General features: G+C 71.1%; 7 protein-coding genes. 4 read left to right on the top strand and 3 right to left on the bottom strand.

The annotated features are described in order from the left end of the window. The first annotated feature begins 498 nt into the window (after positions 1-498). Positions 499-948 carry a PTS sugar transporter subunit IIA gene (locus ACWC2B_RS37830; RefSeq protein ID WP_450724857.1) on the top strand — a complete coding sequence of 150 codons (450 nt, stop codon included), beginning with the start codon at positions 499-501 and terminating at the stop codon, positions 946-948. An 81-nt stretch (positions 949-1,029) separates the two neighbouring features. Then, positions 1,030-2,700, top strand: a complete 1,671-nt coding sequence (ptsP, locus tag ACWC2B_RS37835) for a phosphoenolpyruvate--protein phosphotransferase (RefSeq protein WP_450724859.1) — start codon at positions 1,030-1,032, stop codon at positions 2,698-2,700. Between the two features lie 102 nt (positions 2,701-2,802). On the opposite strand, the gene ACWC2B_RS37840 is transcribed toward ptsP, so the two are convergent. Continuing rightward, positions 2,803-3,687, bottom strand: a complete 885-nt coding sequence (locus ACWC2B_RS37840) for a hypothetical protein (protein ID WP_450724861.1) — start codon at positions 3,685-3,687, stop codon at positions 2,803-2,805. Positions 3,688-3,711: 24 nt separating this feature from the next. Further along, on the bottom strand, positions 3,712-4,986 hold the full coding sequence (locus ACWC2B_RS37845) for an MFS transporter (protein ID WP_450724863.1): 1,275 nt from the start codon (positions 4,984-4,986) through the stop codon (positions 3,712-3,714). 45 nt (positions 4,987-5,031) lie between these two features. On the opposite strand from ACWC2B_RS37845, the gene ACWC2B_RS37850 reads away from it, so the two are divergent. After that, positions 5,032-6,351, top strand: coding sequence for an aminotransferase class I/II-fold pyridoxal phosphate-dependent enzyme (locus tag ACWC2B_RS37850; RefSeq protein WP_450724865.1), 1,320 nt, complete (start codon positions 5,032-5,034; stop codon positions 6,349-6,351). Positions 6,352-6,406: 55 nt separating this feature from the next. On the opposite strand, the gene ACWC2B_RS37855 is transcribed toward ACWC2B_RS37850, so the two are convergent. Then, entirely contained in the window at positions 6,407-8,395 is a 1,989-nt protein-coding gene (locus tag ACWC2B_RS37855; RefSeq protein ID WP_450724867.1) for an acetoacetate--CoA ligase, read from the bottom strand. A gap of 217 nt (positions 8,396-8,612) precedes the next feature. Here ACWC2B_RS37855 and ACWC2B_RS37860 point away from each other — a divergent pair, with 217 nt between their 5' ends. Then, a complete protein-coding gene (locus ACWC2B_RS37860) occupies positions 8,613-10,967 on the top strand; it encodes a glycoside hydrolase family 31 protein (RefSeq protein ID WP_450724869.1) in 2,355 nt (784 codons plus the stop codon). Positions 10,968-11,190: the final 223 nt, after the last annotated feature.

Consider the following 11,190-nt stretch of genomic DNA (forward strand, 5'->3'; position numbering starts at 1 on the left):
ACTTTTGGCACGCTGTTGAGTTCTCAAGGAACGGACGCTTCCTTCGTACTCACCCTCGCGGGCTTTCCTCCGGGCGCTTCCCTCCGGTATTTCGTTTTTCCAGCTTAGCAGATCCGATTTCCGTTTCCGCCACCCGCTGGAGCGGGGATTTCGCTTTCCGGCCTTATCGGCTTTCCGGCGATTCAGACTCTAGCAAGTCTTTTCCGTCTTCCTGACCACCGTCCCCGCAAGCACGCAGGGTCGGAAATCCGGGTTAGGATCGGGACTTGGTAGGTGCCGCCGACCGCGAATCACAGTGTTGTGATGGGGTCAGGCAGGAGTACGACAGTACAGGCCGCCGGGAGTTGAGGCAAATCGTTTCCGGTGCGCATCTAGGTCAGCCAACCGGCACCTGTCATGCGGAACTAGGACTTCTTATGACTTACCCTTCTGAACAGTACGCCGTCCAGGACAGGTAGTGACGGCGACACTAGAAGCTCCGCCCCTGGGAGGCTCCCCATGACTAGCGTGACGTCCCCACTTGCTGGAAAGGCCATCGGGCTTGTTGCAGTGCCCGATCCCGTCTTCTCCGGCGCGATGGTGGGCCCCGGCACCGCTATTGATCCCGTACGTGAGCCGTCGGCGGCCGTGGCGCCCGTGGATGGCGTCGTTGTGTCCCTGCACCCGCACGCCTTCGTCGTCGTCGACGCCGAAGGTCACGGTGTGCTGACGCACCTCGGAATCGACACCGTCCAGCTCAACGGCGAGGGCTTCGAGCTCCTCGTCAACAAGGGCGACACCGTGACGCGCGGCCAGGAGGTCGTGCGCTGGGACCCGTCCGCCGTCGAAGCGGCCGGTAAGTCCCCTATTTGTCCCATCGTGGCTCTTGAGGCCACCACTGACTCCCTCTCCGGTGTCATCGACAGCGGTGACGTGAAGGCCGGCGACGCGCTGTTCGGCTGGCAGTGACGCCCGCGCCGCTGCGACGGCGCGCTGGACGGACAACAACGGCGGCGGCACTGACCGCCGCGACTATCGGAGACGGGTGAGATGGAGACAACGCTGCGAGGCGTCGGTGTGAGCCACGGTGTGGCGATCGGCGAGGTACGGCACATGGGTACGGCGGTTCTCGAACCGCCTGCCAAGCAGATTCCGGCATCGGAGCACGGGCGCGAACAGGGGCGCGCTCGCCAGGCCGTGGAGGCTGTGGCGGCCGACCTGATAGCGCGTGGCAATCTGGCCGGCGGTGAGGCGCAGGCCGTGCTTGAGGCCCAGGCGATGATCGCCCAGGACCCGGAGCTGATGGCCGATGTCGACCGGCGCATCGTCGTCGGCAGCACCGCCGAGCGCGCCGTGTACGACGCGTTCTCGCACTACCGCGAGCTGCTCGCCGGTGCCGGCGAGTACATGGCGGGACGCGTCGCCGACCTCGACGACGTACGGAACCGGATCGTGGCGCGCCTGCTCGGTGTGCCGATGCCGGGTGTGCCGGACAGTGACGAGCCGTACGTGCTCATCGCGCGGGACCTCGCGCCCGCCGACACCGCCCTGCTCGACCCGGCGCTTGTGCTCGGCTTCGTGACCGAGGAGGGCGGGCCCACCAGCCACAGCGCCATCCTGGCGCGGGCGCTCGGTGTTCCCGCGATCGTGGCCCTTCCCGGCGCCGGTGAGCTGGCCGAAGGCACGCTGATCGCCGTGGACGGCAGCACGGGCGAGATTTTCGTCGACCCGAGCGAGGAGAAGCAGGCCGAGCTTGAGCGGGCCGCCGCTGAGCGCAAGGCCGCGCTGTCCGCGTCGTCCGGTCCGGGTGCCACCTCGGACGGCCACAAGGTTCCGCTGCTCGCCAATGTCGGCGGTCCCGCCGATGTTCCGGCGGCTGTGGAGGCGGGTGCCGAGGGCGTCGGTCTGTTCCGTACCGAGTTCCTCTTTCTCGACGACTCCGCCAAGGCGCCGTCGGAGGAAAAGCAGGTCGAGGCGTACCGCAAGGTGCTTGAGGCGTTCCCCGAGGGGCGCGTCGTCGTGCGGGTTCTGGACGCCGGCGCCGACAAGCCGCTCGACTTCCTGACCCCGGCGGACGAGCCGAACCCCGCGCTCGGTGTGCGAGGTCTGCGTTCGCTGCTCGACCACCCCGAGGTCCTGCGTACTCAGCTGACCGCGCTGGCCAAGGCCGCCGAGGGTCTGCCTGTGTACCTTGAGGTCATGGCGCCGATGGTGGCCGACCGTACCGACGCCAAGGCGTTCGCCGACGCGTGCCGGGAGGCCGGGCTGCAGGCGAAGTTCGGCGCGATGGTGGAGATTCCCTCCGCCGCGCTCCGGGCCCGCTCGATCCTGCAGGAGGTCGAGTTCCTTTCGCTCGGCACCAACGACCTTGCGCAGTACGCCTTCGCGGCCGACCGCCAGGTGGGCGCGGTGTCCCGGCTCCAGGACCCGTGGCAGCCCGCGCTGCTCGACCTGATCTCGCTGTCCGCCGAGGCCGCCAAGGCCGAGGGCAAGAGCTGTGGTGTGTGTGGCGAGGCTGCCTCCGATCCGCTGCTGGCGTGTGTCCTGACGGGGCTGGGTGTCACCAGCCTGTCGATGGGTGCGGCTTCCATTCCTTATGTGCGTGCGACGCTGGCGAAGTACACGCTGGCCCAGTGCGAGCGTGCGGCGTCCGCGGCTCGTGCCGCGGACACCGCCGAGGATGCGCGCAAGGCCGCTCAGGCGGTGCTGTCCGGCGAGTGACCGGACGGTCGTGAGACCGGTGTGGGTCGTGAGACCCGTCGGAGAGGGGCTTCCCGTCGCGGTGCGGCGGGGAGCCCCTTTTCCTTGCCCCCTGCCGTTGTTTCAGTGGTGGCTGTCCGGTTGGTCGATGGGGAATCCGGGCCGGTATTCGACGTCGGGTTCCGGGGCGAGGGGGTCGCCGGTCGTGGCGTCGGTGCAGTACGCGCTGAAGACCTCGCCCGCGGTCAGCGGGTCGAGCCGGCCCTGGTGCAGGCGCCAGCCGTGCAGTCGGTCCGGGATTCCCGATTCAGTCGTACGGAGTACCAGCCCTCCGGCGCTCGGCAGGGCGATGCCGGCCGCGAGGACGGTCACGAACTCGGCGGCGTCCGTCTCGTCCAGGCGTACCGGGTTGAATCCCTCCCGGTCTGCGTGCAGGACGGCGATGAGCTGCTCCGCCTGGGCAGGGATGCTGCACACCAGGTGGTGGGTGCCCGGCCCGGCCGCTTCCAGCAGGCTCAACAGGAGGTGCGAGGCCCGGTCGAAGGCGGCCCGGCCGATGTCCTGGCCGCATTCGGCGCACTCCCCCGCCTCTGCCAGGAGCAGCGTCGCGTACTCCCAAGTCGCTTTGCGGACCGCCTTGTTGATGAGTTGTGGGACGAGGCTGTCGATCGGCTGGCCCGCGTAAGCCACGCAGGCGCCGCCCGCCGCCAGTTCGGCCGTGAAGCGGGTGCGGCTGTCCGCCGTGTCCGGGTCGAGGCCCTGCGACGTACAGAACTCGGTGAATTCGTCCGGGTCGAAGAGTGCGACCGTCGTGTGTGCGCCCTGGGCGGCGAGTGAGCGCAGGAGCCCCTCGACCTGGCGGAGGTAGGCCGCGTGGTCGTCGAAGGCGAAGGATCGGTATCTCGTCATGGCCGTGAAGTCGTGCACGTCGGCGATGAGGCCGACGGTGCTCGGCATTTCACGGCGAAGTGTGCGCCGGATGGCCCTGATGTGATTGGCGTGCGCCATGTTTCCCCCTGAGCACGGTGTTGATCAATGCTCACTCACCGTAACCGACGCCACTGACAGCGGCGTCCGCCGCGGTCGCGGCCGGGCGAGACGGTGCTGGACCAGGCAGGTTCCCGCGATGACGGTGCCGAAGGTGATCCAGCCGACCGGTCCGGTCGCGATGGCGGCGGTGACGGCGAGCGGGCCGACGCTGCGCTGGACGGACTGGGCCAGGCCGTGCACTCCGAGGTAGGCGCCCTGTGCGTCGTCGGGTGCGAGAGCGATCGAGAGTTCCCAGGAGATGGTCGCGTGGATGATCTCGGCCAGGGTGAAGGCGGCCGTCGCGGTCAGGAGGAAGGCGGTGGCGAGTGCGGCGCCGTGCGCCGCGGAGGCCGCGATGGCAACGCCCGCGAGCGCGAAGACCGCGGAGAGCGGGAACAGGAGCCGTCGGGCCGCCGCGGTGGTGGCGCCGAATCGTGCGAGGGGCACCTGAAGGCCGACCACCATCACGTTGTTGAGCACCATGAGCAGCGGGACGAGTCCGTGTGGGGCGTCGGTGGCGTGCACGGTCCAGAGCGGGAGGCCGACCTTGAACACGGCGTCGTCGAGGAAGAGCACCGTTTCGCTGGCCACGAAGGCCAGGTAGCAGCGGTCGCGCCAGGGGTTGGTCGGCTTCGGCCTGGCTGCCGGGTCGCCGGACTTGGCGACCGTACGTGCGGGCGCCGGGGGTTCGGCGCAGAGCGCCGTGATGAGGGCGGAGCCGACGAACGAGAGGGCGTTGCCCGCGAGGAGCCACTCGTAGGCGGAGGCCGAGCCGATGGCGAGGGCTCCTGCGGCGGCGAGGCCGCCGACGGCCCAGCCCGCGTTGGCGACGGTCCGGCTGACGGCCTGGTAGCGGACGCGGTCGGGGCCGGCGATCCGGGCGGCGTACAGCTTGGTGAGGACGTTGGCCGAGCGGTCGCCGAAGCTTCCTACGGAGGCGATCAGGAGCAGCAGGACGAAGTTGTCGGTGGTCAGGAGCGCGAACATGGCGATGGCGCGCAGCGATTGGAAGCCGACGAGGACGCGGGTCAGGGGCAGTCGGTCGGCGATGCGGCCGCCGATGGGCGCGCCGGCGATTCCGACGGCTCCGGACGCTGCGACGAGGGTGCCGATCTGGGCGAGCGAGAGCCCTGCCACGTAGGTGAAGTAGAGAACGGAGACGGCCTCCCACAGTCCGCTTCCGGTTCTGTCGACGAAGGCGACCGACAGCATCCGGCGGCCGTCGAGGCCTCCCGGGATCCGTTCCCACAGGGCTGCGCGGCGGCGGCTCCAGCTCATTGCTCCCCCTTGACGGAATTTATGTAGTGGTACAAAATCTTTTACGTGGCAGCACAATATTCGATCTCTGGTACGACAGCCAAGGGGATTGCCGCGTCTGTCGAGCGCGCGGTCGCCGACGGGGGCCTGTGCCCCGGTGACGCGCTCCCTCCTGTGCGCAGGCTGGCCGACGATCTGGCGGTGAGTCCCGGCACGGTCGCCACCGCCTACAAGGAGCTGCGCCGGCGCGGTGTTGTCGTGACCCGTGGGCGCGGCGGAACCGTGGTGGCCCCGGAGCCCGCCGTCGCTTCCCGGAGGCCGCCCAAAGTCCCCGAAGGGCTGCGGGACTTGGCGGGCGGCCATCCCGACTCGGCCTTCCTTCCGGATCTTCCGGGGCTGGTCGCGCCGTCCACGGGGCCCCGCTCGCACCGGTCCACGCCGCGGCTGCCGCAGCTGGAGGAGCGGGTGCGCGCCTGGTTCGCGGGGGACGGGGTGCCGTCCGAGTGCGTGACGTTCGCCCATGGGGCGCTGGACTGCATCGCGCGGCTGCTGACCACGGAGTTGCGGCCCGGGGACGCGGTGGCGATGGAGGATCCCGGGTACCACCATCTGCTCGATCTGCTCCACGCCATGGGGCTGCGGACGATCGCGGTAGCCGTTGACGACGAGGGCATGCGGCCCACGGAGCTGCGGGAGGCGCTGCGCGGCGGGGCGCGGGCCGTCGTATGCAGCCCGCGGGCGCAGAATCCGTACGGAGGCTGCTTCTCGGCGGCGCGGCGCGACGAGCTGGTCGAGGTGCTGCGGCAGGCGCCCGAGGTGCTCGTGATCGAGAACGACCATGCAGCCGAGATCGCGGGCGTGGAGCTCAACTCTCTTACAGAGGGCGGGCTTTCGCGGTGGGCCCAGGTGCGGACCGTGACCAAATACCTGGGCACGGACCTGCGGTGGGCGGCCGCCGCATGCGACCCGGTGACGCTGGCGCGGCACGACGGGCGGCTGCTGCTCACCTCCGGCTGGGTGAGCCATCTGCTGCAGGCGGCCGTGCTGACCTTGCTGGACGACGCGTCGGCTCAGCTATTGGTGACGCGGGCTGAGGACACCTATAGGGAGCGGCGCACGGCATTCGTCAAGGAGCTGGCCCAGCACGGAATTACGGCGCACGGGGCGAGCGGGATGAATGTGTGGGTGCCGGTGCGCGACGAGTCGGCCGTCGTCAACGGGCTGCGTACGCGCGGCTGGTGGGTCGCCGCCGGGGCCCGCTTCCGCATGGCCTCGGCTCCCGGTGTACGCATCACCGTGGCCAGTCTGGACAGCCCGGAGGCGGTGCGGCTGGCCTCGGACTTCGCCGGGGTCCTTGGCGAGTCCGAGGCCACCTACGGAGGTTGAGCGCCTGTGTCTGAACGCCGCCCGGGGCCGGACGGGGTGCGGACACAGGCTCTGATCAACCGCGCTTGCGGGCGATGTCCTCGTAGAAGCGCAACAGGTCCAGGTTGTCGACCGAGCCGGGGTTGACAGCCTTGTCGAGAGCCGTGCCTTGGAGGAGGCGCTTCACGGGGACCTCGATGCGCTTGCCGGTGAGGGTGTGCGGGACGCCGGGAGCCTCGATGATCTCGTCAGGGACATGGCGGGGCGAGAGTTCCGAGCGGATCGCCTGCTTGATCTTCGTACGGAGTGCCTCGTCCAGAGCTGCGCCTTCGGCGAGATGGACGAACAGGGGCATCCAGTAGCCCCCGTCCGGCTCTTCGAGGCCGATGACGAGGGACTCGCGGATCTCCGGGAGACGCTCGACGACCTCGTAGATGTCCGCTGAACCCATGCGCACGCCTTGACGGTTGAGGGTCGAGTCGGAGCGGCCGTGGATGATCACCGAACCGTGGTCCGTGATGGTGATCCAGTCGCCGTGGCGCCATACGCCCGGGAACATGTCGAAGTAGCTGTCGCGGTAGCGGCTGCCGTCGGGGTCGTTCCAGAAGCGGATCGGCATCGACGGCATCGGGTTGGTGACGACGAGCTCGCCGACCTCGCCGATGACGGGCCGACCCTGCGCGTCCCAGGCCTGGAGGTCGGTGCCGAGGCACGGCGCCTGGAGCTCGCCGATGTGCACGGGCAGTGTCGGGACCGCTCCCGCGAAGCAGGAGCAGACGTCGGTGCCGCCGCTGACCGAGGCGATCCACAGGTCCTCGCGCACCTCGTCGTGCAGCCAGCGGAACCCGTCGGGCGGCAGCGGCGAGCCGGTTGTCGCGACGCCCTTGACGCGGGACAGGTCGAAGTCCCGGCCCGGGTACACGTCCGCCTTGCGGCAAGCCATGACGTACGCGGCCGACGTGCCGAACAGGGTGGCGCCGGTGCGCTCGGCCACGCCCCACTGGGCGCCCGTCTCGGGGAAGCCGGGGCTGCCGTCGTACAGGACGACGGTGGTGCCGGTGAGCAGGCCGGAGACGAGGAAGTTCCACATCATCCAGCCGGTGGACGTGTACCAGAAGAAACGGTCCTCGGGGCCGAGGTCGCAGTGCAGTCCGAGCTGCTTGAAGTGTTCGAGGAGGATGCCGCCCTGGGACTGCACGATGGCCTTGGGCAGGCCCGTCGTGCCGGAGGAGTAGAGCACCCACAGGGGGTGGTCGAAGGGCACCTGCTCGAAGACGGGCTCCACCTCGTCCGAGGTGAGGGCGGACCATTCGAGGGTGCCTTCGGGGGCGGGCGTGCCGAGCAGCGGGATGTGCACGACGGCGCGCAGGGTGGGCAGTTCGCGGCGCAGTTCCGCGACGACGTCCGTGCGGTCGTGCTCCTTGCCGCCGTAGCGGTAGCCGTCGACGGTGAACAGGACGACCGGCTCGACCTGCTGGAAGCGGTCCAGGACGCTGCGGGCACCGAAGTCGGGGGCGCAGGAGGTCCAGACGGCGCCGACGGCGGCCGAGGCGAGCAGCGCGGTGACCGCTTGCGGGACGTTGGGCAGATAGCCGCTGACCCGGTCGCCGGGGCGTACGCCGAGGGCACGCAACTGGGCGGCGAGCGAGCCGACTTGGCGGCGGAGTGCGGACCAGCTGATCTCGACCGGTTCGTGGGCCTCGTCGACGTGCAGCAGGGCCGGGGCATCGGCCCGCGCGGGGTCCTCGGCGGTGCGCAGCGCGTGCTCCGCGTAGTTCAGTGCAGCTCCCGGGAACCACTGGGCGCCGGGCATCGTTCGATCAGCAAGGACAGCTGTGTACGGGGAGGAGAAGCGGATGTCGAACCATGCGGCGACGGCCTGCCAGAAGGTGTCGAGTTCGGCGACCGACCAGCGGTGGAGAGCCGGGTACCCGCCCTCGGCCGGTGCCCCGTAGCGCTCGGCCGCCCACGCCTGGAAGCGGGTGATCCGCGCGGCGGCGATGCGGTCGGGGTCCGGCTGCCACAAGGGCGCGGGCTGCGGAGCGGGGTTCGCTGCTGAGGTCATGGGTCGGCTCCCGGGCTGTAACGCGTGATCTGCGTGTTTCCCGCGCACACGCGAAGGGGTGTGCGCGTGAGGCGGCTGACAGGGACGATGCCATGTGATCGTCTTCCGCACCAGGGTCCCCCACCCATGGTCGGATGCCCTGACATGTGGCGCCACCACGGTGAACGGCAGTTGAACGAACCGCGCACAGGGCCGTCCGGGTGGCAGGGTGAGCCGCATGAACGGCGATGACCTGGTGCGCTCGGTGAAGGCGGTCGGCTCGGTGCGGGGGCTGCGGGCGCTGCGCTCGGCCCTGCGGCGGCGCCGGGCGGACGCGCGGGACCTGCCCGCGCGCGGACCGGAGCGGGCCCGGGTGCCGGGGGCGGTGATGGAGGCCGAGCCTCGGGCCGGCGGCGGTCTGGTGCGGTTCGCGCGTTCCGAGCTGGAGGTGCGGGTCGCGGTGGGCGGCGCGGTGTTCTGGGGCTGGGACGGGGCCGGGCCTGAGCCGTCGTACGCCTTGGACGGCCGGGCGCCCGAGCCGGATCCGCGGGCGATCCTGGAGCCGGACAAGGACGGCGGCTGGCGGGTCGTGTCCGAGCGGCTGACCGTGGTCATCTCCCGGCACGGCGCGGTGGACGTGTGCACGCCGGGCGGGGTCGTGCTGCGGCGGGAGCTGCCGCCGCGCTGGTGGGAGCCGGTCGGCGGCGGGCCGGCCCGCTGGCTGCAGCGGTCCGAAGTGGCCGCCGACGCACGGTTCTTCGGGCTCGGCGGGCGCGCCGGCGGGCCCCGGCTGCGGGACGGTGCGTACCGGCTGTGGAACACCGATCCCGGTGGCGGGTTCGGTCCGGGTGACGACCCGCTGTACATCACGATGCCCGTGCAGCTGGTCGTCGCGGACGCGGGGACCCACCTCGCGTTCTACGACAGCACGTGGGACGGGCGGGTGGTGCTGCGCGAGGGCGAGGAGGGCGCGGGGTCCGGGCACGACCGGCCGGGCGGGAGCGAGCTGCGCATGGAGGGAGGCCCGCTGCGCTGCTGGGTGGTGGCGGGCACTCCGGCCCGGGTGCTGCAGGGCTGGACGGCGCTCACCGGCGCGCCCGCGCTGCCGCCGTCGTGGGCGCTCGGCCCCCAGCACGCGCGCTGGGGGTTCGGCAGCGAGCGCGAGGTGCGGCGGATCGTCGGCGGGTACGCCGAGCGCGGCCTGCCGCTGTCCGCGCTGCACCTGGACATCGACCACTACGACAACCATCAGGTCTTCACGGTCGACCGCGCTGCCTTCCCCGATGTGCCGCGGCTTGCCAAGGACCTGGCGGAGGAGGGGGTGCGGCTGGTCTCGATCGTCGATCCGGCGGTGAGGGCGGAGCGTGGAAATCCGGTGTACGACAGCGGCCTCGCCGCCGGGGCCTTCGTGAAGGACGCCCACGGCCACGAGGTGCACGGCGAGGTGTGGCCCGGGGAGTGCGCCTATCCGGACTTCACCGACCCGAAGGCGCGCACGTGGTGGGGCGGGCTTTACCAGGAGCGGCTCGACCAGGGCTTCGCCGGAGTGTGGCACGACATGAACGAACCGGTGGCTTTCGCGCCCTTCGGGGATCCGACGCTGCCCCGGTCCGCGCGGCACGACCTGGACGGCCGGGGCGGCGATCACCGGGAGGCCCACAATGTGTACGGCCTCACCATGGCCCGCGCCGGATACGAGGGGCTGCGCCGGCTGCGCCCCGACGAGCGGCCGTTCCTCTTCTCGCGCTCCGGCTGGGCCGGAACGCAGCGCTACGGCGGCACCTGGTCCGGCGATGTGTCGACCGGCTGGCCCGGGCTGCGCGCCTCGCTGTCCCTGGTGCTCGGCCTCGGCCTGTGCGGGGTGCCGTACTCGGGCCCCGACGTGGGCGGCTTCACCGGCAGCCCCTCGCCCGAGCTGTATCTGCGCTGGTTCCAGCTCGGCGCCTGGCTGCCCCTGTTCCGTACGCACGCGGCGAAGTGGGCGGGGCGGCGGGAGCCCTGGGAGTTCGGCCCGAAGGTGCTGGAGGGCGCGCGGGCGGCGCTGGCCGAACGGCAGCGGCTGCACCCGTACTTCGTGACGCTGGCCCACCTGGCGCGGCTGACCGGGGCGCCCTATGTGCGCCCGGTGTGGTGGGGCGCACCGGCCGACCGGGCGCTGCGCGACTGCGAGGACTCGTTCCTGCTCGGCGACGCGCTGCTCGTGGCGCCGGTACTGGAGCGTGGGGCCGACCGGCGGGCGGTTCGGCTGCCGCGCGGGCGCTGGTACGACACGACGACCGGCGAGGCCCACGACGGCCCGGGCACGGTGCTGCTCAACGCCCCGCTGTCCCGGATCCCGGTCCTTGCCCGGGCGGGTTCGGTGATTCCGGTGCGGGGCGACGGCGGCAGCCTGGAGCTTGAGGTGTGGGCGCCGGTCGCCGGACGTACCGGAGGCGGGATCGTGGTGCGGGACACGGGGGACGGCTGGGAGCCGGCGAAGTTCGAGCGTTTCTCGACCCGGGTCGCCAACGGCCGGGTGGTGGTGGAGCGGGTCGACGGCGGGGCGGACGGCGAGGTCGGCTATCCGGTACGGGTGCGGGGAGGGGTGCGCTGAGCCGCCTTTCGCCAGGCGGGGTGGCGTTCCTTCAGGCCGAGCCGCCATCGCCAGGCCAGACGGCGCTCCTTCAGACCGAGCCGCCATCGCCACGCCGGGCCGCGCTCCTTCAGGCGGAAGGTCTCGCCACCGCTAGACGAGTAGTTCCGTTGTGGCTCAGTGGTCGTAGGCGATGAGTGACCTGGTGATGGGTGCGTCGATGGTGCGGTTGTGCCAGATGGCG

The organism is Streptomyces sp. NPDC001415, from assembly GCF_053597395.1.

Bases quoted from the DNA above. Each gene is read 5' to 3' on its own strand.
- ACWC2B_RS37830 (WP_450724857.1), top strand. From the start codon at position 499: ATGACTAGCGTGACGTCCCCACTTGCTGGAAAGGCCATCGGGCTTGTT.
- ptsP (WP_450724859.1), top strand. From the start codon at position 1,030: ATGGAGACAACGCTGCGAGGCGTCGGTGTGAGCCACGGTGTGGCGATC.
- ACWC2B_RS37840 (WP_450724861.1), bottom strand. From the start codon at position 3,687: ATGGCGCACGCCAATCACATCAGGGCCATCCGGCGCACACTTCGCCGT.
- ACWC2B_RS37845 (WP_450724863.1), bottom strand. From the start codon at position 4,986: ATGAGCTGGAGCCGCCGCCGCGCAGCCCTGTGGGAACGGATCCCGGGA.
- ACWC2B_RS37855 (WP_450724867.1), bottom strand. From the start codon at position 8,395: ATGACCTCAGCAGCGAACCCCGCTCCGCAGCCCGCGCCCTTGTGGCAG.
- ACWC2B_RS37860 (WP_450724869.1), top strand. From the start codon at position 8,613: ATGAACGGCGATGACCTGGTGCGCTCGGTGAAGGCGGTCGGCTCGGTG.